The organism is Mesorhizobium sp. M7A.F.Ca.US.014.04.1.1 (assembly GCF_003998745.1).
GTDB lineage: Bacteria > Pseudomonadota > Alphaproteobacteria > Rhizobiales > Rhizobiaceae > Mesorhizobium > Mesorhizobium ciceri.
In genome coordinates this window covers 1-24,923 of the sequence record NZ_RZRW01000017.1, presented here as the reverse complement: position 1 = coordinate 24,923, position 24,923 = coordinate 1, and the positions used below count along the sequence as shown (strand labels likewise).

At 63.3% G+C, this 24,923-nt stretch carries 21 protein-coding genes and 2 pseudogenes; 18 read left to right on the top strand and 5 right to left on the bottom strand.

The features are described from left to right. The 17 genes and pseudogenes from EOA22_RS02385 to EOA22_RS02305 all read left to right on the top strand — a co-directional run. A pseudogene (locus tag EOA22_RS02385) lies at positions 1 to 270 on the top strand (Zn-dependent alcohol dehydrogenase); the annotation flags it as partial. A gap of 12 nt (positions 271 to 282) precedes the next feature. Beyond that, positions 283 to 1,071 carry an alpha/beta hydrolase gene (locus tag EOA22_RS02380; RefSeq protein WP_063167508.1) on the top strand — a complete coding sequence of 263 codons (789 nt, stop codon included), beginning with the start codon at positions 283 to 285 and terminating at the stop codon, positions 1,069 to 1,071. A 29-nt stretch (positions 1,072 to 1,100) separates the two neighbouring features. Then, positions 1,101 to 2,321, top strand: a complete 1,221-nt coding sequence (locus tag EOA22_RS02375) for an acyl-CoA dehydrogenase (RefSeq protein WP_063167509.1) — start codon at positions 1,101 to 1,103, stop codon at positions 2,319 to 2,321. Between the two features lie 61 nt (positions 2,322 to 2,382). Then, positions 2,383 to 2,931: a flavin reductase family protein gene (locus EOA22_RS02370; RefSeq protein ID WP_013533080.1), complete on the top strand. Its 549-nt coding sequence runs from the start codon at positions 2,383 to 2,385 to the stop codon at positions 2,929 to 2,931. Between the two features lie 360 nt (positions 2,932 to 3,291). Beyond that, positions 3,292 to 4,827 carry an FGGY-family carbohydrate kinase gene (locus EOA22_RS02365; protein ID WP_063167510.1) on the top strand — a complete coding sequence of 512 codons (1,536 nt, stop codon included), beginning with the start codon at positions 3,292 to 3,294 and terminating at the stop codon, positions 4,825 to 4,827. Further along, entirely contained in the window at positions 4,824 to 5,600 is a 777-nt protein-coding gene (locus EOA22_RS02360) for a DeoR/GlpR family DNA-binding transcription regulator (RefSeq protein ID WP_063167511.1), read from the top strand. The genes EOA22_RS02365 and EOA22_RS02360 overlap by 4 nt, the downstream gene beginning before the upstream one ends. Positions 5,601 to 5,650: 50 nt before the next feature. Next, positions 5,651 to 7,309 carry a glycerol-3-phosphate dehydrogenase/oxidase gene (locus EOA22_RS02355; RefSeq protein WP_164747145.1) on the top strand — a complete coding sequence of 553 codons (1,659 nt, stop codon included), beginning with the start codon at positions 5,651 to 5,653 and terminating at the stop codon, positions 7,307 to 7,309. Positions 7,310 to 7,732: 423 nt separating this feature from the next. Further along, positions 7,733 to 8,743, top strand: coding sequence for a sugar-binding transcriptional regulator (locus EOA22_RS02350; protein ID WP_027163951.1), 1,011 nt, complete (start codon positions 7,733 to 7,735; stop codon positions 8,741 to 8,743). A 33-nt stretch (positions 8,744 to 8,776) separates the two neighbouring features. Next, positions 8,777 to 9,433, top strand: coding sequence for a DUF2291 domain-containing protein (locus tag EOA22_RS02345; RefSeq protein ID WP_063167513.1), 657 nt, complete (start codon positions 8,777 to 8,779; stop codon positions 9,431 to 9,433). Then, entirely contained in the window at positions 9,430 to 10,971 is a 1,542-nt protein-coding gene (locus EOA22_RS02340) for a sugar ABC transporter ATP-binding protein (protein WP_063167514.1), read from the top strand. Before EOA22_RS02345 ends, EOA22_RS02340 begins: the two co-directional genes overlap by 4 nt. A gap of 26 nt (positions 10,972 to 10,997) precedes the next feature. Then, the gene (locus EOA22_RS02335) at positions 10,998 to 12,128 is read left to right on the top strand and encodes an ABC transporter permease (protein WP_013533073.1); all 1,131 of its coding nucleotides are present in this window, start codon (positions 10,998 to 11,000) and stop codon (positions 12,126 to 12,128) included. Positions 12,129 to 12,160: 32 nt separating this feature from the next. Then, complete coding sequence (locus tag EOA22_RS02330; RefSeq protein WP_023756738.1) at positions 12,161 to 13,108, top strand: D-ribose ABC transporter substrate-binding protein; 948 nt, start codon at positions 12,161 to 12,163, stop codon at positions 13,106 to 13,108. 96 nt (positions 13,109 to 13,204) lie between these two features. Next, positions 13,205 to 14,764: an FGGY-family carbohydrate kinase gene (locus EOA22_RS02325; protein WP_063167515.1), complete on the top strand. Its 1,560-nt coding sequence runs from the start codon at positions 13,205 to 13,207 to the stop codon at positions 14,762 to 14,764. After that, positions 14,761 to 16,278 carry a glycerol-3-phosphate dehydrogenase gene (locus EOA22_RS02320; RefSeq protein ID WP_063167516.1) on the top strand — a complete coding sequence of 506 codons (1,518 nt, stop codon included), beginning with the start codon at positions 14,761 to 14,763 and terminating at the stop codon, positions 16,276 to 16,278. The genes EOA22_RS02325 and EOA22_RS02320 overlap by 4 nt, the downstream gene beginning before the upstream one ends. Further along, positions 16,278 to 17,216 carry a TIM barrel protein gene (locus EOA22_RS02315; protein ID WP_013533069.1) on the top strand — a complete coding sequence of 313 codons (939 nt, stop codon included), beginning with the start codon at positions 16,278 to 16,280 and terminating at the stop codon, positions 17,214 to 17,216. The genes EOA22_RS02320 and EOA22_RS02315 overlap by 1 nt, the downstream gene beginning before the upstream one ends. A 57-nt stretch (positions 17,217 to 17,273) precedes the next feature. Beyond that, positions 17,274 to 18,041, top strand: a complete 768-nt coding sequence (locus tag EOA22_RS02310; protein ID WP_063167517.1) for a triose-phosphate isomerase — start codon at positions 17,274 to 17,276, stop codon at positions 18,039 to 18,041. Positions 18,042 to 18,136: 95 nt separating this feature from the next. Next, positions 18,137 to 18,574 carry an RpiB/LacA/LacB family sugar-phosphate isomerase gene (locus tag EOA22_RS02305; protein ID WP_024502451.1) on the top strand — a complete coding sequence of 146 codons (438 nt, stop codon included), beginning with the start codon at positions 18,137 to 18,139 and terminating at the stop codon, positions 18,572 to 18,574. Between the two features lie 24 nt (positions 18,575 to 18,598). Here EOA22_RS02305 and dhaL read toward each other — a convergent pair whose 3' ends face one another. The 4 genes from dhaL to oiaX all read right to left on the bottom strand — a co-directional run bounded on the left by dhaL (position 18,599) and on the right by oiaX (position 22,993). Next, complete coding sequence (gene dhaL, locus EOA22_RS02300; protein WP_027163948.1) at positions 18,599 to 19,240, bottom strand: dihydroxyacetone kinase subunit DhaL; 642 nt, start codon at positions 19,238 to 19,240, stop codon at positions 18,599 to 18,601. Between the two features lie 26 nt (positions 19,241 to 19,266). Further along, positions 19,267 to 20,274 (bottom strand): dihydroxyacetone kinase subunit DhaK, encoded by a 1,008-nt coding sequence (locus tag EOA22_RS02295; RefSeq protein WP_063167518.1) that lies wholly within the window; start codon positions 20,272 to 20,274, stop codon positions 19,267 to 19,269. 129 nt (positions 20,275 to 20,403) lie between these two features. Next, positions 20,404 to 21,738 (bottom strand): four-carbon acid sugar kinase family protein, encoded by a 1,335-nt coding sequence (locus EOA22_RS02290; protein ID WP_027163946.1) that lies wholly within the window; start codon positions 21,736 to 21,738, stop codon positions 20,404 to 20,406. 4 nt (positions 21,739 to 21,742) lie between these two features. After that, positions 21,743 to 22,993 carry a 3-oxo-isoapionate-4-phosphate decarboxylase OiaX gene (gene oiaX / locus EOA22_RS02285; RefSeq protein WP_063167519.1) on the bottom strand — a complete coding sequence of 417 codons (1,251 nt, stop codon included), beginning with the start codon at positions 22,991 to 22,993 and terminating at the stop codon, positions 21,743 to 21,745. 174 nt (positions 22,994 to 23,167) lie between these two features. Between oiaX and EOA22_RS02280 the strand changes: the two genes are divergently transcribed. After that, positions 23,168 to 23,881, top strand: a complete 714-nt coding sequence (locus EOA22_RS02280; RefSeq protein WP_063167520.1) for a transcriptional regulator NanR — start codon at positions 23,168 to 23,170, stop codon at positions 23,879 to 23,881. A 2-nt stretch (positions 23,882 to 23,883) separates the two neighbouring features. Here EOA22_RS02280 and EOA22_RS02275 read toward each other — a convergent pair. Then, positions 23,884 to 24,923 (bottom strand): annotated as a pseudogene (locus tag EOA22_RS02275) (hypothetical protein); the annotation flags it as partial.

The window sequence follows — 24,923 nt, the reverse complement described above, 5'->3', positions numbered from 1 at the left end:
GGCACGGTGGTCGGGGTCGGCCTCTGCATTGGTGGAGACCAGTGGGACCCGTTCGTTGCGCTGACGAAGGAAGTGAACCTGCTGTTTTCGGTCTTCTTCCATCAGCGCAACGAATTCGGCGTCGCCCTCGATGCGCTTCGAGGCGGACCTTTCGCACCGCAAACTCTGGTCACCGACCGGATCGACCTCTCGCCGGTTCCGCAGATATTCGAGAGCCTTCGCCGCCGCACCACGCAATGCAAAGTGCTGATCCAGCCGGACCTTGTTTGAGGAGAGTGAAAAATGGCCGTTCAATTCGAAACGCTCGAATACGATATCGATGGCACGAAAACGGTGGTGATGGCCATCGGTAGAGGCAAGCCCGTGCTGTTCCTGCACGGCGCCTCGACGCTTGAAGGCTTCGACTTTGCCGAGGGCCTCGCGGACCGTTTCCGCGTGCTCTGCCCGAGCCATCCGGGCTTCGGCTTTTCTGGCCCGGCGCCGCATGTCGCTACGATGTCCGACATGGTTTTACACTATCTGAATCTGCTCGATGTTCTCCGTCTGCCGGAGAAGCCTCATCTCATCGGCTTTTCCATGGGCGGCTGGATGGCGACCGAACTCGCTGGCCTTGCGCGCGAGCGTTTCGACAAGGTGGTGCTGATCGCGCCGGCAGGGCTCAACGACCCCGCATATCCGGCCACTGATCTCGGCGCGGTCGCGCCGCAGGAGTTGCCGGCCTATCTGGCGCAAGACGTCTCGGTGGCGCTGCGCTACTTCCCGGATGGTTCCGACGCCGCCTTTGCCGAGGCCTTCGGCGCCGATCGCGCCCGCGAAGGCGAGACGCTCGGCCGGCTGCTGGCGCCGTTCGGCATGGGTCATCCGAACCTGCGGCGCTTTCTGGCGCGCATCGCCAATCCGACACTGGTCGTCTGGGGCACCAGGGACCGTATGCTGCCGGCGGGACAGGCTCCGCTCTTCGTCGAGGCGCTGCCCGACGCACGCCTGATCCTCGTCGAGGACGCCGGCCATTTCGTCATGCAGGAGAAACCCGAAACGCTCAGGAAGATCGGCGATTTCTTCGCCGGCTGATCGCATTTGAAAAGGAGGAGGAGAACACGATGAACAAACCCATCAAGCACAGCTCGTGGGGGACGACCACCGACTATCGCGACTTGCTCAGGAAGATCGCGGAGATCGGACCGGCCCTGGAAGCCAACGCCACCGCCGATGAGGAGAATGGCGAACTGACTGCGGCCACGTTCGAGCTGCTGAAGCCGCTGCGCATGTCGCATATCTTTGCCGCGGAGAGCCTCGGCGGTGCGCAGTTGCGACCCACCGAGGGTCTCGAACTGCTGGCGGCGATCACCTGGCATTCCGGGGCGGCCGGCTGGGTTTCCATGGTGCATTGCTGCATCGGCGCGATGTCGGCTGCCTTTCTGCCGGACAGCGCGGTCGAGCGGCTGTTCGCGCCGGGCTCCGACAACCGTTTCTCGGGACAGGGGGCGCCGCTCGGCATGCTGAAGAAGGTCGACGGTGGCTACCGGCTGAACGGCAAGTGGAGCTATGGCAGCGGCTTCAGCCACGCCACCTATAGCCACAGTGCCGCCTTCGTCGACGACGGCACCGGCAAGCCCGCCAAGGACGATAGGGGCAATGTGATCATCATGTGCGCCCATGCGCCGATCTCCCAGCACAAGCAGCTCGGCAATTGGGACGTTCTGGGCCTCGGAGGCACCGGCAGCATCGACTATGCGGCCGAGGACGTCTTCATCGCCGACGATCTCGTCTTCCCGATCCTGACCGCACCGCCGCTGCGCCAGAAGGAGTTCTTCAGTCTCGGTGTCGTCGGCCTCGCCGCCATCGGTCATACCGGCTGGGCACTCGGCACCGGGCGGCGGATGCTGGACGAGATCGCCAAGTTCGCCCGCAGCAAGTCAGGCCGCGCCGGGTTGATCGGCGAGAGCGAGAAATTCTGGCACGACTATGGCCGCGCCGAAGCCCGCTATCGCGCTGCCCGCGCCTTCATCTTCGAAGTCTGGCGCGACATCGAGATGACGGTCGAAGCCGGCAACAGCATGTCGACGCGTCAGATCAGCCTTGTCCATCTGGCCAAATCCGAGATTCACGAGGTTGGCGTCGACATCTGCAACTTCGCCTACCGCGCGGGCGGCGGTGCGTCGCTGCGCGCCGGTGTGATCCAGCGCACCTTCCGCGAGATGATGGTGGCGGCCAACCATTTCACGATCGCGCCATCGATCGTCACCTCGGCCGGCCGCGACATCGGCGGGGTGTGGAGCGATCGCACCTGGCAGTTCTACGATCTGATCGAGAAGAAGTAGTCGCAAGGGCCGGACGGCGGACCCATCCGGCCCCATTTCATGCTGCAGAAGAGAGACGTCGATGAGCTTCCCGCATCCGATGACCAACGCCTTCCGCGAAGCCTTTCGCCACCATCCGGCCGGTGTTGCCGTGATCACGGCCGATCCCGGCGACAGACCGGTGGCGATGACCGTGTCCTCGCTGATCTCTGTAAGTGCTGCGCCACCGGTCGTCGCCTTCTCGCTGTCGATGAAATCGACCTCGTCCGAACCCTTGCTGCGGGCGCAGACCATGGTGATCCACCTGCTGCGCTACACCGATATCGACCTGGCGCAGCTCTGCGCGTCGAGCGGCGCGGAACGCTTCCCGCCGGGAGGCGCCTGGGCTCGGCTGCCCACGGGCGAACCGCGCTATACCGGCGTCTCGACCTGGTTCCGCGCCCGCCGGCTCGGCGTCCTGCCGATCGAGGGCGCGACACTGGTGGCGGCCGAACTCCTTGACGGCGAGGTGCAGCCGGACGAGATCCCCCCTGAGGCGCATTCGCTGGTCTACCTCGACCGTCGCTGGCATCGCCTGCACAAGGAACTGGACGGCGTGGCTGAACTTCTTGAGTCGTCGCGTTTTCTTTGAACGGTGCCGGCTGTCCGGCCGCTGCGCACGGAATTCGCTAAGCCAGTCAAACGCGTTCGAGCGTCAGTCGCACCGTCCCCCTGGCCCGCCGTGCAGGGTTGAGGGCCATCCAGCCAGTTGGGCACTGGTCGGAGCTTCGTCCCGCATCGGATGCATGTCTCAGCTTACGTTAGACATTTCTACAAAATATATCACATGTTGACGTTAATTTAACAGGCTACTATGGTCTGTTTACCGCATCGGATGCGGCGCTTTGGTATCACCGTTGCTCGTTGATTGTCGTCATGTCCGTCATCCTTATCCCAACCTGCAGGATTGCCTTGCAGCGCCCTTCACCAGTTGCTGAAAACGGCGGCGCCCATGCCCAGTTTGCTCGGAATCGATAACGGTCTCACGGTCACCAAGGCGGTGATCTTCGATGCCGATGGCACGCAGTTGTCGGTGGCGCGTCGGCGGGTTCCGCAATCGATGCCCCATGCGCGCTGGGTGGAGCGCGACATGGCCGGCCTCTGGCAAGCGACCGCCGACGCAATCAAGGAGGCGATCGCGCTATGTGGCCGCCCGGCGGACGACATCAGGGCGGTGGCGGCAACCGCGCATGGCGACGGTCTCTATTTGCTCGACAAGGATCGTCGGCCGCTGGGGCCTGGAATCCTGTCGCTCGATAGCCGCGCCGGCAAGATTGTCGAGCGATGGTCGGCGGACCGGGTCTTCGAAGAGGCGCTAGCGCGAACAGGCCAGGCGCCCCACGTCTCGGCGCCGTCGGCGCTGCTCGCCTGGATCAGGGAGCACGAACCGGCCCGCTATGGGCGTATCGGGCATATACTGGCCTGCAAGGACTGGCTGCGCTTTTGCCTGACCGGCAAGATCGGCACCGACCGTACCGAGGCCAGCACCTCATTCACGGATTTCCGCACGCAAGCCTTCGCGCCGGAAGCGTTGCGAATCTTCGGATTGGACGATGTTTTCGACGCGCTGCCGCCGATGGCGCACTCCGCCGCGATCGTCGGCCATGTCACCGCCGAGGCAGCCGAAATGACCGGCCTTGCCAAGGGAACACCGGTCGCGTGCGGACTGCATGACGTGACTGCCTCCGCACTTGGCATGGGCGGCCATGAGGAGGGCGTGCTCGCCATCGTCGCCGGAACCTATTCCATCAACGAAGTCGTCTCTTCGCAACCACGCGTCGACCCGCGTTGGCTCTGTCGCAACGCCATCGACGCAGGCCGCTGGAACAACATGGCGATCTCGCCGGCCTCGACCGCGAACTACGACTGGTTTCTCGACACGTTCTGCCGCTCGGAGCAGGAAAAGGCATCGATCGATGGCGACTCGATCCACGAGCTTCTGGCAGCAGAGATCGACGCGGCGCTGAAGAAGCCCTCGACCATCCTGTTTCATCCCTATCTGTTCGGCTCTCCTTATGGCGATGTTGCCAGCGGCGGCTTTGTCGGCCTGCACGGCTGGCACAATCGCGGCGATATGCTGAAGGCGGTTCTGGAGGGCATTGCCTTCAATCACCGCACCCATGTCGAAGCCTTGCGCGACGGCTTTGCCATCAGCGAGATCCGCCTGACCGGCGGCGGTTCGCGCAATCCGGCCTTCGTTCAGATGTTTGCCGACGTGCTGAACGCCCCGGTCATCGTCACCTCGACCGACGAGGCCGCGGCCTTTGGCGCTGCCCTTTGCGCGGGGGCGGCGGTTGGCATCTTCGCGACGCCGCAACAGGGCGCCAGGCAGGTCGGGATGACGGCGCGCCAATACGAGCCTGACCAAGCCTCGAGTGCTGTGTTCAACGAGCGCTTTTCCCTCTATGGCCGCATAGCCGGTGCGCTCGAACCGCATTGGCCCGACATCGAGAAGCTGGGCCGGCCAGACACTGGGGGAACCGCATGATCAAGGCCGACGAACGACGCGAAGAGATCGCCGACTATGTGATCAAGCTCGGCCAGGTGCGCATCGACGATCTGGTCGAGCATTTCGGCGTGTCGCGCATGACCGTCCACCGGCATATCGACCGGCTGGCGCAGCAGGGCGTGCTGCGCAAGCTGCACGGTGCGGTGACGGTTCAGCCTTCCGGCCTCTACGAAAGCGCCTTCCGCTACCGTGTGACGGTCAACCGGGCCGAGAAGGATGCGCTGGCGCGGGCAGCACTCGATTATGTCGAAGCCGGCCAGGTGGTGATGCTGGACGATTCCTCGACGGCAAACGCCGTCGCGGCACTGCTGCTCGACGTCAAGCCGCTGACCGTCATCACCAACTCCGTAGCGACGGCATCACTGCTGATCAATGTCGACGAACTCGACTTCATCTGTCTCGGCGGCCAGTACCACGGCACCTACAACGCCTATATCGGTATCGTCTGCGAGAACGCCGTGGCGCAGCTGCGCGCCAATGTGCTGATCTGTTCGGCTTCGGCCATCACCGGAACCACGGCCTTCATCCAGGATCCCAATGTCGTGCGGGTCAAGCAGGCGATGATGGCCGCATCGGCCAAGCGTATCCTTCTGATCGACCATGCCAAGTTCGACAGGATCGCGCTGCATGTCTTCGACGATCTGACCAGCTTCGATGTCGTGCTGGCGACCGAAGGCCTGGGCGATGCGCGGGCGCAAGCTCTCGAACGGGCCGGCGTGAAGCTGCGCATCGTCAAGACGAGAGCGTCATGAGCTCAAGCGAAGCAACATTTACGGAAAATCCCGCCGGGCGTTTGGCCGCCATGGCCGGAACCGGCGAGGTCGACGTCGTCATTCTTGGCGCCGGCATTAACGGGGCAGGGCTGTTTCGCGACCTGTGCGCGCAAGGCGTCAGCTGTCTGATCGTCGACAAGGCGGATTTCGGCTCGGGCACCAGTGCCGCGCCGTCGCGGCTCATTCACGGTGGCCTGAAATATCTCGAAACCGGCGAGTTCGGGCTGGTCGCACAGTCGACACTTGAACGCAATCTGCTTTTGAAGAACGCGCCGCACTATGTCAGCCCGCTGCCGACCGTCATCCCGATCTTTTCCTGGAGCAAGGGCATGTTGGCGGCCTTGCGGACGCTGTTCGGCTCGACCAGCGCACCGCGCAGCCGCGGCGCCATCCTGATCAAGATCGGCCTGATGATCTATGATTTCTACGGCTCGCGAAACCAGGTCATGCCGCGCCACCGCATGGTCGGGCGGCGCCAGGCGCTCAGCGGGATGCCGGCGCTCAATCCTTCGATCGTCGCCACCGGCACCTACTACGACGCCAAGATAAGCCACCCCGAAAGGCTCGTGCTTGAACTGATCCTCGATGGGCGGCAGGCAAACGCGGCCTCGGCCAGCGCGAACTATACGGCGCTGGTCAAGTCCGCCGATGGGGTACTGACCTTCCAGCCGGAAAACGGCGCGGCCTTTTCGGTGCGGCCGAAGCTGGTGGTCAACGCCGCCGGTCCGTGGATCGACGATGTCAACGAATTGCTTGGCGCGCCGTCGAAGATGATCGGCGGCACCAAGGGCTCGCACGTCCTGCTCAAGCATGACGAACTGGTCAAAAGCCTGGCCGGGCGCATGCTCTATTTCGAAGCCGATGACGGCCGCATCTGCCTCATCTACGATTATCTCGGCCTGGCGCTGGTCGGCTCCACCGACATCAAGGCCGACAATCCCGACGCGGTGCGCTGCGAGCCCGACGAAGTCGAGTACCTGCTCGACAGCGTGCGGACTCTGCTGCCGGGAATGGCGTTCGAGCGCGACCAGATCGTCTACGCCTATAGCGGCATCAGGCCGCTGCCGGCCTCCGATGCATCGCTGCCCGGGCTGATCAGCCGTGACCACTCCGCGCCGGTCGCCGAGCCGGATCGGAACAGACCTTTCGCGGTCATCTCGCTGGTCGGCGGCAAGTGGACGACCTTTCGCGGCTTTGCCGAGGAAGTCGCCGACACCGTGCTCGGCCGCCTGCAGCACAGCCGCAAGGTGACGACGCAAGCCATGCCGATCGGCGGCGGCAGGGATTTCCCGACCAATGCCGCAGCGCGAGCAAGTTGGCTGGCTCTGGCTCGCTCGAAGACGGGCGCTGAGGAACGGCGTCTCGATGCGCTGCTGTCGCGATACGGCACCAGAGCCACGCAGATCGCCACGCATGGGTCGGGCGATGAGGGTCGGCTGCCGGATTCAGAAAGCTACAGCAAATCGGAAATCGACTACATCGTCCGCAACGAGTTCGTCGAACATCTGGCCGACATCGTCATGCGCCGCAGCACCTTGGCGATATCAGGCTCCCTGACAGGCCGCGACCTGCAGGCGATTGCGGCGATTGCCGGACAGGCGCTGGGCTGGAGCGCCGGGCGCCTTGCAAGGGAAGTCGAGGCCGCAATTGTGGAACTCGAGGACCGGAACCTGATGCGGCTGGGTTGATCAGTCCGTCACCGATGCTCTTCACAAGGCAATCCGGTTGGTTTGCCCATGGATGCGCCGCATCCGCAAATCGCCCAACTCACAGGCGGATTGGGATTTTGCCGATATTAGATATTATCCCTGAAAAACAGCTAGTTAGAAGAAAATCTGGATAGCCGATGGCCATGCAATTCTGCTGGCTTAGGCGTGAGGTAACATAGATTGACGTTAAATTAACACAACTGTATGATCGAGTAACATGCTCACCTCCTAATAGGTCGATGTTGCCCGCCGAATGCCGGCAGACCGGCGTTTCGGGAAGGGCGAGACCTGTGAATTGCCCGCATGTGCATGCGCCCAACCCGGCGGGGGATTGACAGCGATGCAGGGATGTGAAAATTTTTGCACACAAAGATAATAATATCATCTCAGGGAGGAGATGGCTTGAAATCCGGCGGAACCGCTAACCGCGATCATGAGTCCAGCCTCGCCACCCGCGCGGCCTGGCTTCACTATGCCGGGGGTCTGACGCAGGCCCAGGTGGCCAAGCGGCTCGGCCTGACCAGCCTCAAGGCGCATCGGCTCATCACGCGGGCCACCCAGGATGGCCTGGTCAGGGTGATCATCGACGGCGACGTCGGCGAATGCATCGACCTCGAGCAGCAGCTGATCAATGCTTACGGGCTCGATTACTGCGAGGTCGTTCCGGATCTCGATCAGGACGAGCTGCCGCTGAAGGCGCTTGGCATCGCCGGCGCTCAGTTTCTGAAGCGGGAGATCGATCGCGGCGAGGACATGCTGATCGGCGTCGGCCACGGCCGTACCCTTGCCGCAAGCGTCGAGTATCTGACGCGCACCGCCGCCGCCCATATCCGTTTCGTCTCGCTGCTTGGCGGTGTGACGCGCAAGTTCGCGGCCAACCCGCACGACGTCATGCATCGGCTGGCCGAGCGGACCGGCGCGCAGGCCTATGTGATGCCGGTGCCTTTTGTCGCCAACACCGCGGAGGACCGTGAGGTGCTGCTTGGGCAGCGCGGCATCAGCGATGTCTTCGACCTCGCAAGCCGGTCCGACCTGATGTTCGTCGGCATAGGGACCGCCGAGCGGGAAGCTTCGCTGGTCGCCACCGGCATGATCGAACATTCCGAAATCGATGAGGTCAAACGCGATGGCGGCGTCGGCGAGCTGCTCGCCCACTTCTTCGACGACCAGGGACGCCCAGTGGAAACGGCGCTGTCGGAAAGAATCCTGGCACTCCCGCGGGACCAGTTGAAGGGCCGCCGGATCGTCGCCGTCGCCGGCGGCAAAGTGAAAATACGCGCTATCAAAGCGGTGCTCGAAAGCCGCTATCTGAGCGGCCTGATCACCGACGAATCCACCGCTCGTGCCCTTGTCGAACAGAACAAACCCAATGGCGCGAAGCGCCATATGAACGGAGGATCGCCAAATGCGTGACAAGCGCGGATCAGCCTTGCTGGCGGTTGCGTCATGAGCGCGAAAGCCGCCACTGCATCGACCAGGCCTGCCTCGCCCGCCCTGCGTCGGGCACTTGCCAGCGCCGCGGTTGTCGTCCTGCTCGGCGCCATGGCGCTCGATACCAACGTGGTCAGGATAGGGTCGGCAGGCGACGTTCGCAGCGCCGTGTTTTCCGCCGCTGACTACGGCAAGTCGGAATTTCCCAAGGTGCAGGCCGATGTCGAGGCACGCGCCGCCGACGCGGTGACGGTGGCGACGGCGATTGCCAAGGACAGGGCAACGGCGGAAAAGGAATACGGTGTGCCTGCGGGCGTCGGACCGGTCATTTCAGTCAAGTTCACCGGCGTCGTCGGCGAAGGAAAATCTGGCATCTACAAGGTCGCCGTCGACGGCGTGCCAGATACGTTGATGATCCGCGTGCAGACGGGACCGGCAATCAACGGGACGGAACTGCGTGACGCCACGGGCAAGATCACATTCGGCCAGTTCACCAACCAGATTGAGTACCAGGACGCCGGTTCGGCGCTGAACAATGAGATGAAGAAGGAAGTCCTGGCCAAGGTCGATACGAGCACCTTGACCGGCAAGACCATATCGGTGGTCGGCGCATTCAAGCTGGTCAACCCGAAGAGCTGGCTCGTCACCCCCGTGAGGCTGGACGTCAAATGAAACCGACTGCCGACACCGGACCCGCGACTGGCGACGCCGTGCTTTCGGCGCGCAACATCGTCATGTCGTATGGCGGCGTCCATGCGCTCAAGGGCGTCAATTTCGACATCCATCGCGGCAAGGTCACCACGCTGTTCGGAGAGAATGGCGCCGGCAAGTCGACGCTGATGAAGATCCTCTCCGGCGTGGTCACGCCGACATCCGGCGACATCGTGCTCGACGGCAATCTCGTCAGCTTTTCTTCGTCCTCGGACGCGCGCGATCGCGGCATCTCGATCATCCACCAGGAACTCAGCCTGGCGCCCAACCTCAGCGTTCGCGACAACATCTTCATGGGCCGCGAACTGCGCACCAGGACCGGCCTCGACTTCGCCGAGGAGCAACGCCAGGCGCGCGCTCTGATGGCTGATCTCGAGGAGGACATCGATCCGATGACCCTGGTCGAGGATCTGCGCCTCGGCCAACAGCAGATCGTCGAGATCGCCCGGGCACTGTCGGTCGATTCGCGCATCCTCATCATGGACGAGCCGACCTCCGCGCTCAGCGCAACCGAGGTGGAAGTTCTGTTCAAGGTGATCCGCGATCTGACCAGCCGCGGCGTCTCCATCGTCTACATATCGCATCACCTCGAAGAGGCGCTGCAGATCACCGACTATGCCGTTGTCCTGCGCGATGGCGCGATTACCGCGACGGCCGAAGCCCGGGATATCGATCTCGAATGGATCGTGCGCAACATGGTCGGCGAGAATTTCGATCTCGGCTCGCCGCCGACCGGCCATGAATTCGGCGAAGTCGCCCTATCGATCGAGGATGTCAGCGTCGTCGACACTTCGGGCTCAGGTTATTCCGTCGTCGATCACCTGTCGCTGGACGTGCGAGCAGGCGAGATCGTCTGCATCTACGGGCTGATGGGTGCCGGGCGCACGGAATTGCTGGAGGCCGTCGCCGGACGAGTGCCGATGGCGGGCGGGCGGGCGCTGCTGGAAGGCGAGGACGTCTCGGGGCTGAGCATTGCCCAGCGTATCTCCAGAGGGCTTGTGCTGGTCCCCGAGGACCGGCAGCGCGACGGGCTGGTGCAGACGATGACCGTCGGTCGTAATCTTTCGCTCGCCAGCATCGAAGCGTTCGCCAGGGGCCTGTTTCTGTCTCGTTCCAGAGAGCGAGAGCTGGTCGAAGACTCGATCCGCAAGGTGACCGTCAAGACCGCTGGCGGCAACGCCATGATCGGATCGCTGTCGGGCGGCAATCAGCAGAAGGTCGTCATCGGCAAGATGCTGACGACCAATCCCAAGGTTATCCTTCTCGACGAGCCGAGCCGCGGCATCGATGTCGGCGCCAAGGCCGAAGTCTTCCGCTTGCTGAGCGAACGCGCTGCGCAGGGCCTTGCCGTCGTCTTCTCGACCTCTGAGGTCAACGAATGCCTCAGCATTGCCCACCGCATCGTCGTCATGCGCCGCGGCAGGATTTCAGCCGAATTCGGCGCCAATGCCACCAAAGAGCAGATCATGGCCGCCTCGGGCGAAGCCGTGGTCGCCTGATCACCAGGAATTTCGGAGCCCACACCATGACCGATGTCAGCCAGGCCAGAAAACAGTCCAGTCCAAGCGCGAGCGAAGGCTTCGATCTCGCCAAGCTGCTGCTCGAGGGCCGCGCTTTCTTTGCCCTGATCGTCATCATCGTCGTCTTTTCGATCCTGTCGCCCTACTACCTCTCGGTGGCGAATTTCCTGACCATGGCCTCGCATGTCGCCATCTTCGGAATCCTCGCGATCGGCATGCTGCTTGTCATCCTCAATGGCGGCATCGATCTGTCGGTGGGGTCGACGCTGGGCTTGGCCGGCGTCGTTGCCGGCTTCCTGATGCAAGGGGTGACGCTGAGTTGGCTGGGCGTCGTTCTCTATCCGCCGGTGTGGGTGGTCGCGGTGCTGGCCTGCATGCTGGGCGCCGTCGTCGGGCTGATCAACGGCGTGCTCATCGCGCGCTTCAAGGTTCCAGCTTTCGTCGCCACCCTCGGCGTCATGTACATGGCGCGCGGCCTGGCGCTGCTGATGACCAGCGGCCTGACCTACAACAATCTCGGCGGCAAGCCGGAGCTCGGAAACACCGGCTTCGATGCGCTTGGCTTCAACCGCTTGTTCGGCGTGCCGACGGGCGTCGTGGTTCTCGTGGTCATCGCGCTCATTGGCAGCATCGTCCTGAACCGCACCGCTTTCGGGCGCTGGCTCTACGCCTCGGGCGGCAATGAACGCGCGGCCGAACTCTCCGGCGTTCCGGTCAAGACAGTGCAGATTTCCGTCTATGTGCTGTCGGGCATCTGCGCCGCCATTGCCGGCCTGATCCTGTCCTCGCAGCTTACATCGGCGGGACCGACCGCCGGCACCACCTACGAACTGACGGCCATTGCGGCCGTCGTCATCGGCGGCGCGGCACTGACCGGCGGCCGCGGCAACATCCGCGGAACCCTGCTCGGGGCCTTCGTCATCGGCTTCCTGTCCGACGGTCTGGTGATCATCGGCATCTCATCCTACTGGCAGACAGTGTTCACCGGCGCGGTCATCGTGCTCGCCGTGCTCCTCAATGCCGTTCAGTATCGCCGCCGCAGCAAGCTCCCAAGCGCGACAGGTGGCCAACCGACTTCTCAGAAACGGGGGAAGGCCGAACCGGCCAATCCTGCCCAAGGGAAGACTGCCAGGTGAACTGGCAGCAACACCGCGTAATCATTGGAGGAATGTACATGAAAACCATGCTGAAAAGTCTGCTCGCGGCCGCGATGGTCGTTGGGTTCACGGCCGCCGCGTCAGCCGCGGGCCTGATCTCGATCATCGTCAACGATCCGGCCAATCCCTACTGGCTGACCGAGGGCAACGTCGCCAAGGCCGAGGCCGAGAAGCTTGGCTATACGGCCAATGTCGGCGCCCACAAGGGCGATACCAATACCGAAAGCAATTTGATCGACACCGCCATCACCAACAAGTCGGTGGCGATCATTCTCGATCCGGCCAACGCCGACGGCTCTGTCGGTGCGGTGAAGAAGGCGATTGCAGCCAACATCCCGGTGTTCCTTGTCAATGCCGAGATCAACCAGGAAGGCCTCGCCAAGGGGCAGCTCGTTTCCAACAACGCGCAGGGCGCTGCTCTCGGTGCCCAGCAGTGGGTGCAGGCCGTCGGTGAAAAGGGCAAATATGTCGAACTGCTCGGCGCCCCGTCGGACAACAATGCCGCCACGCGCTCGAACGGTTACGCGACTGTGCTGAGCCAGTACCCGGATCTCGAAAAGGCTGCTTCGCAGGTCGCCAACTGGGATCGTACCCAGGGCCACGACAAGATGCAGAGCATGCTGCAAGCCAATCCCGACATCATCGCCGTGATCAGCGGCAATGACGAAATGGCTCTCGGCGCGGTTGCGGCGCTGAAGGAAGCTGGCAAGCTCGCCGGCATCAAGGTCGGTGGCTTCGACGGCTCCCCGGACGCGGTTGCGGCGATCAAGTCCGGTGAACTGCAGTACACCGTGCTGCAGCCGGTCGCCATCTTCTCGGCCAAGGCCGTGCAGCAGGCGGACTCGTTTATCAAGACGGGTGCCACCGGTGCGGCGACCGAGAAGCAGCTGTTCGATTGCCTTCTCATCACCAAGGACAATGTCGACAAGTACACCGCACCCTTCGTGCTGTCTGAGTAATACCTGCACAGGGGGTGTCCTTGCGGACACCCCCTGTCTCTTCTACGAAATGACTGCCCTCGTGAACTGCCTTCGCAACCAATCGGAATTTGCGGCATGAAAGACCTGCTGATCGGCATCGACGCGGGAACGTCGGTGATCAAATCGATCGCTTTCGATCTGTCCGGGCGGCAGCTCGCCATGACGTCGGTGCCCAATAGCTTCGTCACGCTGGAAGGCGGCGGCGCCGAGCAGGACCTCGACCAGACCTGGCGCGACATGGCGCGGACCGTTCGCGATCTCGCGGCCAAGATTCCCGACCTCGCGCAACGAATCGCGGCGGTGGCCATCACCGGGCAAGGCGACGGAACCTGGCTGATCGATAGCGACGGCATGCCTGTCTCGCGCGCCTGGCTGTGGCTCGATGCCCGCGCCGGACGTTTGGTGGACGAGATGCGCGCCGATCCCCGGGATCGCAGGCGGTTCGAACTGACCGGCACGGGGCTGAATTCCTGCCAGCAAGGCGCCCAGCTTGCCTTCATGAAAAAGAACCATCCCGACATGCTGGAGCGGGCGGCCACCGCACTGCATTGCAAGGATTGGCTCTACTTCAAGATGACGGGCGAACGCGCCACCGATCCCTCCGAGGGAACCTTCACCTTCGGCGATTTTCGGTCGCGCACCTATTCCGACGAAGCCCTCGACATCCTGGATCTGACGACGCATCGCCGCCTGTTGCCTCCCATGCTCGAAGGCACCACCGACCATCATCCGCTATCGCGATCGGCGGCGGCGGAGACCGGCCTGCTCGAAGGCACGCCGGTGGTGCTGGGCTACGTCGACATGGTCATGACGGCGCTCGGAGCCGGCCTCTATGATCCCTCGGGCAATGTCGGCTGCACGGTCATCGGCTCGACCGGCATACACACGCGCTTCGCAGCCACTCCCGACGATGTCGTGCTGAACGCAGATGGCTCCGGCTACACGATCGCCATGCCTATTCCGGGCGCCTTTGCACAATTGCAATCCAACATGGCGGCGACGCTCAACATAGACTGGGTGCTTGGCCTTGCGCGCGACGTGCTCGCCACGGCTGGCGGCAAACCTTCTCATGACGAGTTGCTGAAGGCGCTCGACGCTTGGATGGAAGCATCGGAGCCGGGATCGCTGATCTACCAGCCTTACATATCGCTAGCCGGCGAAAGAGGGCCGTTCGTCGACCCTGACGCACGCGCCGGCTTCATCGGCCTTTCGGTCAAGCATGGCTTTGGCGATCTGGCACGCGGCGTGCTCGAGGGGTTGGCCTTCGCCGCTCGCGATTGCTACCAGGCGATGGGCGCCGTGCCGAGTGAGATCCGCCTGTCGGGCGGCGCAGCGCGCAGTCCGTCTCTACGTCGCATCATCGCGGCGGCGACAAGGGCGCAGGTGCGCACCAGCAGCCGCCAGGAAGCCGGCGCGGCGGGTGCCGCGATGATGGCCGCGGTCGGGCTCGGCGTCTACGGCTCCATGGAAGACTGCGCCGCCGAATGGGTGACGCCGCTTCTCGGCGACTGCGATGCCTATGACGAGGCGCTTTCGCAAACATACGATGCGCTCTTCCCTTCCTTCGTTGCGGCGCGCCAGGCGCTTCGGCCGGTGTGGAAGGGCATGGCGCACCGCACAGGAGCAAGATCTTGAGCAATACAACAGATGTCGTCGATCTCTTCGTGATCGGCGGCGGCGTCAATGGAGCCGGCATAGCGCGTGATGCTGCAGGTCGTGGCCTGTCCGTCATCCTGTGCGAAAAAGACGATCTCGCGCAAGGCACCAGTTCGCGTTCCGGCAAGCTGGTGCATGGCGGCCTGCGCTACCTCGAATATTATGAATTCAGGCTGGTTCGCGAAGCGCTGATCGAACGCGAGGTGCTGCTCGAGGCGGCGCCGCATATCATCTGGCCGATGCGCTTCGTTCTACCGCACAGCCCGCAGGATAGGCCGGCATGGCTGGTCCGGCTCGGGCTGTTTCTCTACGACCACCTTGGCGGCCGCAAACGGCTGCCTGGGACAAGAACGCTGAACCTGAGGACCTCGCCTGAAGGCGCGCCGATCAAGGACGAATTCAAGCGCGGTTTCGAATATTCCGACTGCTGGGTCGACGATGCGCGCCTGGTGCTGCTCAATGCGCTCGATGCAAGGCAGCGAGGCGCCAGAGTGCTCACGCGCACCGCCTGTGTCGCGGCGCGCCGTGAAGGCGGACTGTGGTCGATCGACATGCAGGATGGTCGCACGGGCGCCGTCACGAAAGTCCGCGCGCGCGCTCTGATCAACGCAGCAGGTCCCTGGGTCAACGACATTGTCAGCCGCGTCGCCGGGCAGAATTCGACGCGCAATGTCCGGCTTGTAAAAGGCAGCCATATCGTCGTGCCCAAATTCTGGGAGGGGCGGCAGGCCTATCTCATCCAGAACAACGACAAGCGGGTGATCTTCGTCAACCCGTACGAGAACGATCTGGCGCTGATCGGCACGACCGACATTCCCTACGAAGGCAGGCCCGAGGAAGTGGTCGCCGAGGCCAGCGAAGTCGACTACCTGATCAAGGTGGTCAATCGCTATTTCAAGCGGCAGCTGACGCCACAGGACGTGGTCTACAGCTTCTCCGGTGTGCGTCCGCTCTATGACGACAATGCCGACAATCCAAGCGCGGTGACGCGCGACTATATTTTCGAACTCGACGCCTCCAACGGCAACGCACCGCTGCTTTCGGTGTTCGGCGGCAAGATCACCACCTTCCGCAAGCTGTCGGAACACGCGCTGGAAAAGATCCAGCCATTCTTTCCGACGATGAAGAAAGCCTGGACGGCCAAAATTCCCTTGCCGGGGGGCGACCTGCCCAATGCGGACTTCGAGCAGTTTCTGAGCGATCTGCATGTCGAATTTTCATGGCTCAGCCCGTCGTTGGTGAAGCACTACGCTCGAAGCTACGGCACCCGCGCCAGGCAATTGCTCGCCGGCGCGCAAAGCGAGGCTGATCTCGGCCGACGCTTCGGTCCCGATCTGTATGAACGGGAGGCAAAGTTCCTGGTCGAGACCGAATGGGCTGGCACATCAGCCGATATACTGGAACGCCGCACAAAGCATGGCCTGCATATCAATGCGGCCGAGCGGAAAGCGTTCGAAGATTGGTTCGGTAACATCATGGCGACGGCGGACTGATGGCCTTCACGCTTTCCCTCAACACCAATCCTCTGGTCAATCGCTTCGCCGATCCAGACGATTTGATCGACGCGATTGCTTATGGCATCGGCATTCGCGACGTGCAGTTGACGCATGAATTCGTCAATCCGGGCTGGCCGGCGGCCACGATTGCCAAATTCCTGCGCCTGTTCAACAGCGCGCTTTCGCGGACCGGTGTCAGGATCACCTCCGGCATGACCGGACCTTATGGCCGGCTCAACCATTTCGGCCACCCGGACGCCGACGTCCGGCGCTACTATGTCGACTGGTTCAAGACCTTCGCCGACATTTCCGCCGAACTCGGCGCGCCAGGCATGGGCACGCAGTTCGCCATCTTCACCTACAAGGACTTTGACGATCCGCAACGGCGGGCAGCACTTCTCGATATCGCGCTCGAATGCTGGCGCGAGGTTGCCGAACACGCCAGGGCGGCGGGGCTGACATACCTGTTCTGGGAGCCGATGTCGGTCGGCCGCGAGTTCGGCCACACGATCGAAAGCTGCGTCACGCTGCAAGGCGCCATCGACGCAGCGAAGCTGCCCATACCGATGAAGATGATGGTCGATATCGACCATGGCGACGTGACCTCACCCAACCCTGCCGACACCGATCCCTACGCCTGGGCGAAAGCGTTTCCATTGCAATCTCCGATCATCCACATCAAGCAGTCTTCCATGAACAAGGGCGGCCATTGGCCGTTCACGGCCGCCTACAACAAGGATGGCCGCATAGTGCCGCAGAAGTTGCTGGACGCGGTTCGGCAGGGTGGTGGAACCGACAATGAAATTTGCCTTGAACTTTCCTTCAGGGAGAGGGAACCAGTCGACCATCAGGTTATCGAGATGATCCGCGAGTCGGTGGATTTCTGGGCGCCTTACGTCGACAGTGGCCGGGACAGTCTCAAGCCTCGGACTTGAGCGAATACGTCGCCCGGAAGCCGGCTTCGGCCGCAAAAGTATCGAAGGAGAAAAACAATGGCCCCATATTGGGTCGGCACGAGCTGGAAGATGAACAAGACGCTTGCCGAGGCGTTGCTGTTCGCCGATGCGTTGGCCGCCTTCGTGCCTGGTTTCGATCAGGCGATACAGCCTTTCGTCATTCCGCCGTTCACCGCCGCGCGCCAGGTCAAGGCGGCACTAGCCAACACCCGCGTGAAGGTAGGTGCCCAGAACATGCATTGGGCCGATGCCGGCGCGTGGACGGGAGAGATTTCGCCAGTGATGTTGAAAGACTGCGGGCTGGATGTAATCGAACTCGGCCATAGCGAGCGCCGGGAGCATTTCGGCGAGACGGATGCGACTGTCGGACTGAAAACGGCAGCTGCTGTCAGGCACGGTTTCGTGCCACTGATCTGCGTCGGCGAGACGCTGGACGAGCGTGAATCAGGCCGCGCCGAGGCGGTGCTGACGGCACAAGTTCTCGGCGCGCTGCAGGAGCTGAGCGGCGATCAACCGAAGGCGGAAATCCTCTTTGCCTACGAGCCTGTCTGGGCGATCGGGGAGAAGGGCATTCCCGCAAGCGCCGACTATGCCGACAAGCAGCAAGCGCTGATCAAGCAGGTAGCCGCTGACCGGCTGCCGGCTGCCCCGCCTGTGCTTTACGGCGGCAGCGTCAACCCCGGCAACGCGGCCGAACTTATCGGCCAGCCGCATATTGATGGCCTGTTCATCGGCCGCTCGGCGTGGCAAGCGGAAGGCTATATCGACATTCTGAGAAAGGCGTCGGCCGCCATCGCGCGCTAACCGCGCGAGCAATTCCGGGAAAGTGTGAAGCGGTTTTCCGTCCGGAATTGCGTCAAATCAAAGAGACAGAGACAAAAGCAAAGGAGTTCATCATCATGAAGATCGCACTCGGAGCCGACAGCGCCGGCAAGCCGCTGCTCGATGTCATCGCCAAGCATCTCGCCACCAAGCCGGAGTTGCAGGTCGTCGACCTGAGCCAGGCCGGCTTCTACGCCGATATCGCCGCCTCGGTCGGCCACGAAATTCTCGACGGCAACTACGACCGGGCCATCCTGTTTTGTGGCACCGGCATCGGCGTCAGCATCTCTGCCAACAAGGTGCCGGGCATTCGCGCCGCGTTGACCCACGATACCTATTCCGCGGAGCGCGCCGCCAAGTCCAACAACGCCCAGATCATCACCATGGGCGCCCGCGTCATCGGTCCCGAACTGGCGAAATCGATCGCCGACGCATGGCTTGCCTCCGAGTTTGATCCGAATGGCCCATCTGCCGCGAACGTGCAGGCCGTCGACAAGCTCGACGCCAAGCGCTGAAAGACGCGGCAAGTCCGCTGATGATCAGTCGGTCAAGGCGGTCCGCATCGCCTCGATCACGGTGACGGCGGACGCAGCGCCCGGATCCATATGGCCAAGCGAACGTTCGCCGAGGCGTGATGCCCGGCCCTTGGTGGCCACCATCGCTTTGGTCGCTTCCGCGCCTGTCTCTGCCGCCTGGGCGGCGGCCTTGAGACTGGCGGCCAGATCCTTGCCTGAGGCCAGCGCTTCGCCCGCCGCTTGCCCCGCCGGCGCCCATGCATCGATCATCGTCTTTTCGCCAAGCTCTGCCTTGCCGCGATCCTGAATGCCCTTGGCCATGGCCTGGAACAGGGCGACCACATCCGCGTCGTCGAGCGCCGTCTTGCCCTTGACGGCTGCCGCGGCGCGCATGAGCGCGGTCGCATAGAGCGGACCGGAGGAGGCGCCGACCGCATTCAGGAACGACTTTGCCGCCGTGTTCAGCAAGGTGGTCGGATCGGTCGCCGCGGTGTCCAGTCCGGCCACCGCATCGCGCGCAGCGGAAAATCCAAGCTCCATCGCGATGCCGTGGTCGGCGTCACCGATAACCCCGTCAAGCGCGCACAGCCTGTCCCTGTCTGCTGACATGGAGTTTGCGATCGCCGCGAACATCGTGACAAGGCGGGCAGTATCGATTGTCGTCATGTCTTAGTCCTTGCCACAGAGTGGGTTTAGCCGGCGCGAAACATGGCGCAGTCGCAGGGGTGGTCCAGCATCGTCTGCAACTCGCCGTCCAGCCGATGCAGCGTGATCGAGGCCCCGGCCATTTCGAGCGAGGTGCAGTAATTGCCGACCCAGCTTGCGTGGATGGACACACCGATCTCATCAAGCCTCTGCTTCACGCGCAGGTTCATGATGTAGAGTTCCATCAGCGGCGTTGAGCCCAGCGAATTGACGAGCACCGCGACCTTGTCGCCGCGCGCCGGCGCCATCTCGTCGAGGATCCTGTCCAGCATCTCGTCGGTGATCTCATCGGCTGTTTTCAACTTTTCGCGTGCGATGCCGGGCTCGCCGTGGATGCCCATGCCGATCTCCATCTCGTCCGGCCCGATCTCGAAATTTGGCCGGCGGGTCTGCGGCAGCGAACAGGGCGACAGCGCCACGCCCATGGTGAAGGTGTGGTCGTTGGCCTTGCCGGCGATGCGCTCGCATTCGTCGAACGACAACATCCGGTCGCAGGCGGCGCCGGCCGCCTTGAAGATGAAGAAATTGCCGGCGACGCCGCGCCTCTTGTGCCGCTGGTCGCGCGGTGCCGAGGCGACGTCGTCGGTGCTCAGCACCGTGCGCACCTCGATGTCGTCCATCGCCGCCATCTCGGCCGCCATGTCGAAATTCATCACGTCGCCGGCATAATTGCCGTACATGAACAGCACGCCGGCGCCGCCGCTGACCGCCTTGGCGCATTCGAGGATCGGGTCCGGCGGCGGCGAGGCAAAGACATTGCCGATGGCCGCAGCGTCAGCCAAGCCCTTGCCGACAAAGCCGAGAAAGCTCGGCTCGTGGCCCGAGCCGCCGCCGATGACCAGGCCCACCTTGCCCTGGCGCGGCCCGTCGCGGGCGACGATGGAGCGTGGACTGCCGTCCACGCTTTTGAGATGGCGGGGATGCGCTGCCAGGATGCCTTCCAGCATCTCGTCGACGGCGCGGTTGCCATCGTTGATGATCTTCTTGGTCTGCACCCGGCATCCTCCCGACTTCGGCATTTTCGCAGATAATACCGGGTGTTACCGGGATTTCCACCCGGCAAGGCGTATTTCGCGCGCTGAGATGTTCCCACGGCCAACACCTGGACGCAGGCGCTGGCTGTTTCAACCGCCGAGGCCGTCGCGGATGGCTGAGAAATAGCGATCGGTCCCGACCTGGCCGCCCTTGAGCGCGACCTCCAGTCCGTCGATCGCCTTGACGCGCGAGTGGGCAACGCAAAGCGGGGAACCCGGCGAAGCGGGCAGCGGCATGCGAATTGTCAGGGCATCGACGCCCGTCTCGCCGAGTGCGTGGCTCGACGTGTCGCCGCCTGCAATGACCACGCGACGCAGGCTCTGTTCCACCGTCAGGTTGCGAAGGATTTCTCCGAGGCCGCGGCCAAGCCTGTGGCGGGCGCCTTCCTCCCGGTCGATTTCGGCGCCCCTGTCGGCAGTGGGGCCAAGCGCGGTGTAGAGGATGACGCTGCGCCCGGCTTGCAGACTGGCACGGCCGCTTGCCGTTGCGCGCGTGATCGCCTGCTGCGAGGCCTCCGAAACCAGTTCGACCGGATCGACCTCGATGCCGTCGAAACCGTCGGTCAGGGCATGCCGGATCTGTCGTTCGGTGGTCGGCGAGCAACTGCCCGACACGACGGCTATCCGCTCGGCAGCGCCCGGCGGTGTGAAGCCTGGCCCAGCGCTGACGACGCCATTCGACGTCCATTCGGCCAGCAGCGCATATTCGACACCGGACGAGCCGACGACAAAAGAACCGCCGGGCTTGCGAACGCGCCACAGTTCCTTGCCGGCCAAAACCTGCGTCTCCAGACTGTCGACATCGACAAGCACGATGGCGGTGCCGTTTCCGGTCAGGCGATCGAACGCCGCCGACCGCGATGCCGACTGCAGCGTCGCAAGATCGACCAGCCCGGAGCTCAGCGCCGTCTGCCGCGACAGATGGATCAGCAGATCGGACTCATCCATTGGCGTCGTCGGGTGACGGCTCATCACCGGGTGGCGATCAATGCGGAAATATTGGTCGCGATAGGCCGCGAACAGATGGCCGAAAGCGGTATAGCGCTTGAGCTGCGGCGCGCCGACCAGCAGCGGCACGCTATCCTGCGCGAACACCGAGCGGCCGACCTCGATGGCTCGGCCGATGCTGCCGATCGTCGGGCTGGAATCGAAGGTCGAGCAGACCTTGTAGTGGCAAATCTCGGCGTTAAGCGTCTTCAGCCAGGCGAAGGCATCGCGCAGATGCGTGTCCATCCATTGCGGCGTCTCACTGCGGCTGGTGCCGGCCAGCCCTATCGCCCGGCAATGGCCAAACCGGGACAGCAGGGCCGCGTCCGGCTGGCGCATGAACAGCACGGTCGGCACGCCACCGAGCTCGAGCGCCTCCATGACATCGGTCGAGCCGGTCAGGTCGTCGCCATAATAGCTGAGAAGCAGGTCCTGCATCGTCTCAGGCTGCCTTGCCGTCGCCGAATTTTTCGATCGACCGCGCCAGTTCGGGATGGTTCAAGGCGAAGTCGGCCAGCGGAATGCCGTCGACCGCCGATTGCCAGGCTTGCTGCACGGCACGTACGCCGGCGCCCGGTCCGTCCGGATGGCTGACGATGCCGCCGCCGCAGAGATAGAGAAGATCCACGGTCCGGCCGGTTCGTGCATATGTCTCGGGCGCCTGACCGCCCCACTGGCCGGAACCTGCCACCGGTAATGCGCAGTCCCCAGCCGAAAAGATCGGCGTCGTCACCGCCTTGAAGGATTCGACGAAAGAGTCATCCGGTTCCCAGTATTTCGAGGCGATGCCGTTGATCTGGAACTGGTCGACGCCGAGCAGTCGCCAGAATTGCTGCCAGACCTTGAAGTCCATGCCGAGGCCGGGGTGACGGGTGAGGATGTCCCAGCCGTTGCGATGAGCATGCAGCACCAGGCCGGAGCGTTTTCTCAGGAATGCCATGCCGCCAAAGCCGATCGAATTGATGTTGATAACAGCACAATTGCCGCCGGCCTTCGCCACCAGATCGTGGTTGCGCATCATCTCGTCGGGATCGGCGTGCGAAATGCCGAAGGCATACATCACCTTCTTGCCGGTCTTCTGCTCGTGATCGAGGATCAGCGGCATGATTGCCTTCACCCGTTCCGACAGGGGCGAATAGGCCGGGCTCATCAGCTTCTCGTCATCCTTGATGAAGTCGACGCCGGCGGCGATCAGTTCCGCCACCATTGCCGCCGTCTCGTGCGGCCGCAATCCTAGCGCCGGCTTGACGATCGTGCCGATGATCGGGCGGTCAGTCACATTGGTCAGCCGGCGGCTGCCGGCGACACCGAACTGTGGGCCGGGATGTGCCCCGCGATACTCCTCCGGCAATTTCATGTCGACGACGCGAATCCCGGTAAGGCCCTTGATCGAATAGGTGCCGCCGATGGCAATCGTCATCAGCGCCGAAAGGTCGGTGCCGATGGCATCGAACGGAAAGGCGATGTCGACATCGGCGCGCCTGAACGGCCCCTTACCGTCATTGGGAAGCGACGGCCGCTCGGCATCGGGCAGAGGCCGAATCGCCAGCACACGTGCCGCCACCCGGGCCTTCAGTTCCTCGGTCTCGCCGGGCAGCGCTACGAAGGTGCCGGTCGACTGATCGCTGGCGATCTTGGCCGCCAGCGCTTCGATGCTTCCAGGCGTTTCGATGCGGTAGGTGAGGGTGATCATGGTCCGCTGTCTCAAGCCGAGGCGTTCGAAAAAGGTTCACTGGTGTTTCGAATCTGGTATAATGAGTACATAAGTATTGCAAGTCATATCCGGCAGCGGGATCGACAGACGGCAATTCCGGGAATTGTGGCGGCAGTGTTAGATAGGGCCGGGTCAAGGGAGTGATTCGCGGCGATGAACCGTTCGGAACCGATTGTCCGGCGCAAGCTTTCCGATGAGGTCTTCTTGCGGCTGAAGCGCCTGATCACCAGCGGCGAGCTGATGCCAGGCGACGACATGCCCTCGGAGCGCGAGCTGATGGAGCGCTTCGAGGTCGGCCGCCCCGCGATCCGCGAGGCGATGCAGGCGCTGAGCAATATGGGGCTGGTTGCGATCTCGCATGGCGAACGCGCCAAGGTGCTGCAACTCACCGCCAAGTCGATCATCAAGCAGGTCGACGGCGCCGCCAAGATCATCCTGTCGTCATCGAAAGACACGCTGGAGCACCTGAAGACCGCGCGCATCTTCTTCGAGCGTGGCATGGTCAGGGAAGCCGCCGAAAAGGCCACCGCCGAGGATGTGCTGCGGCTGCGGGCCACCGTTGCCGAACAGCGCGGCTTTCGCGGCGATTCCGAAGCCTTCATCTCCGCCGACATGAAGTTCCATACACAGATCGCCGCGATCTCCGGCAACCCGATCTATGTCGCCGTCAGCGAGGCGATGCTCGGCTGGCTGAAGGAATACCACACCGAAATGCTGATCTGGACCGGCAAGGAAAAGTTCACGCTCACCGAGCACGAAGAGATCATCGGCCGCATCGAGAAGAAGGATGCCGATGGCGCCGAGAAGGCGATGATCAAGCATCTCGAACGCTCGCGCGCGCTCTATGTGATGAACTCCGAAAAATAACGTCAGTCGATCCGGACGATCTCGTAAGGCGTCATCACGAGATGGCCTCGGCCAAAAGCTGAAATGTCGACTTGCACGTCGTCCGCCGTCAGGTTCGCCAGCCACACGACAGTGTCGCCCGAGGCCGAGCGTCCAGCCAGCGCCAGCACCTTGGTCTCATCGCTCGTCCCTGCGGCCACATGCGCAAGGCCGGCCAGTTCGCAAAGCCCCTTGATGGCTCTGAAGAGCGGCCGGGGCGATCCTTCCGCGACGGGTTCTCCGGATGACGCCAGCACGCCGAACGGTCCGGTGAAGCTGGAGAGCGTGAGCTGTTCCAGCCCAGCGGCTGCGACGCGCGCGGCATAGCCGACCGTCCAAGCCGCCGCGAACTGGCCGGCATGGCGCGGATCGCTGTCGGCCATGGCAATGCGCTGTCCCCCGGGATTGGGTTTGGTCGCTCCGCCATAAGGGTTCTGGCGCATGGCAATCGTCGACGGTCCGATCCGGTAGGGCTTTGCCCCGAAGATAGCCCGTGCCGATTGGGTGATGAAAGGCAGCGCCTCCAGCGACTGCATGACGCTGAGATCGTCGGCGGCGTGCACGATCGGGCAGGTGCAATGGGTGACGAAATCGAGCTGGTCTGCCGGAACGCGCTTGCGGTTGAGTTCGGTGAAATAGCTGAACATGCCGCCGCCGAGGCGGATATCGGGGAATGCCCGCCGCGCTGCGGCATAAATGTCGTCGAGCGGCGGGCATTCCGGCCACGCGCTGCCCGGCGGTGTCGACTGCCGGTCGACCGACGGCGACACGGCAATGGCCGAGAGTTTTAGCCCGGCCCGGCGAACCAGGTCGGCGACGCCGGACAACTCGGCGTCAAGATCACCAGCGCAGGCAACGACGCATTCGAGGGTGGTTTCGGCTGCGTAGGCAGTTGCGAGCCGGGCGAAAGCGCGCAAGGCATCGAGCCCGTGGCCGCGCGTCGGATCGTGGTGAAACAGCAGCTGTTGTGGGCCGAGTGCCGCCAGCGTGGAGAGGTTCGCCAGGGCCGTCTCGACATCCTCGG

What these genes read in the sequence shown, in the direction of transcription:
- EOA22_RS02380 (WP_063167508.1), top strand. Translation starts at nt 283, where the DNA reads ATGGCCGTTCAATTCGAAACGCTCGAATACGATATCGATGGCACGAAA.
- EOA22_RS02375 (WP_063167509.1), top strand. Translation starts at nt 1,101, where the DNA reads ATGAACAAACCCATCAAGCACAGCTCGTGGGGGACGACCACCGACTAT.
- EOA22_RS02370 (WP_013533080.1), top strand. Translation starts at nt 2,383, where the DNA reads ATGAGCTTCCCGCATCCGATGACCAACGCCTTCCGCGAAGCCTTTCGC.
- EOA22_RS02365 (WP_063167510.1), top strand. Translation starts at nt 3,292, where the DNA reads ATGCCCAGTTTGCTCGGAATCGATAACGGTCTCACGGTCACCAAGGCG.
- EOA22_RS02360 (WP_063167511.1), top strand. Translation starts at nt 4,824, where the DNA reads ATGATCAAGGCCGACGAACGACGCGAAGAGATCGCCGACTATGTGATC.
- EOA22_RS02355 (WP_164747145.1), top strand. Translation starts at nt 5,651, where the DNA reads ATGGCCGGAACCGGCGAGGTCGACGTCGTCATTCTTGGCGCCGGCATT.
- EOA22_RS02345 (WP_063167513.1), top strand. Translation starts at nt 8,777, where the DNA reads ATGAGCGCGAAAGCCGCCACTGCATCGACCAGGCCTGCCTCGCCCGCC.
- EOA22_RS02340 (WP_063167514.1), top strand. Translation starts at nt 9,430, where the DNA reads ATGAAACCGACTGCCGACACCGGACCCGCGACTGGCGACGCCGTGCTT.
- EOA22_RS02335 (WP_013533073.1), top strand. Translation starts at nt 10,998, where the DNA reads ATGACCGATGTCAGCCAGGCCAGAAAACAGTCCAGTCCAAGCGCGAGC.
- EOA22_RS02330 (WP_023756738.1), top strand. Translation starts at nt 12,161, where the DNA reads ATGTACATGAAAACCATGCTGAAAAGTCTGCTCGCGGCCGCGATGGTC.
- EOA22_RS02325 (WP_063167515.1), top strand. Translation starts at nt 13,205, where the DNA reads ATGAAAGACCTGCTGATCGGCATCGACGCGGGAACGTCGGTGATCAAA.
- EOA22_RS02315 (WP_013533069.1), top strand. Translation starts at nt 16,278, where the DNA reads ATGGCCTTCACGCTTTCCCTCAACACCAATCCTCTGGTCAATCGCTTC.
- EOA22_RS02310 (WP_063167517.1), top strand. Translation starts at nt 17,274, where the DNA reads ATGGCCCCATATTGGGTCGGCACGAGCTGGAAGATGAACAAGACGCTT.
- EOA22_RS02305 (WP_024502451.1), top strand. Translation starts at nt 18,137, where the DNA reads ATGAAGATCGCACTCGGAGCCGACAGCGCCGGCAAGCCGCTGCTCGAT.
- dhaL (WP_027163948.1), bottom strand. Translation starts at nt 19,240, where the DNA reads ATGACGACAATCGATACTGCCCGCCTTGTCACGATGTTCGCGGCGATC.
- EOA22_RS02290 (WP_027163946.1), bottom strand. Translation starts at nt 21,738, where the DNA reads ATGCAGGACCTGCTTCTCAGCTATTATGGCGACGACCTGACCGGCTCG.
- oiaX (WP_063167519.1), bottom strand. Translation starts at nt 22,993, where the DNA reads ATGATCACCCTCACCTACCGCATCGAAACGCCTGGAAGCATCGAAGCG.
- EOA22_RS02280 (WP_063167520.1), top strand. Translation starts at nt 23,168, where the DNA reads ATGAACCGTTCGGAACCGATTGTCCGGCGCAAGCTTTCCGATGAGGTC.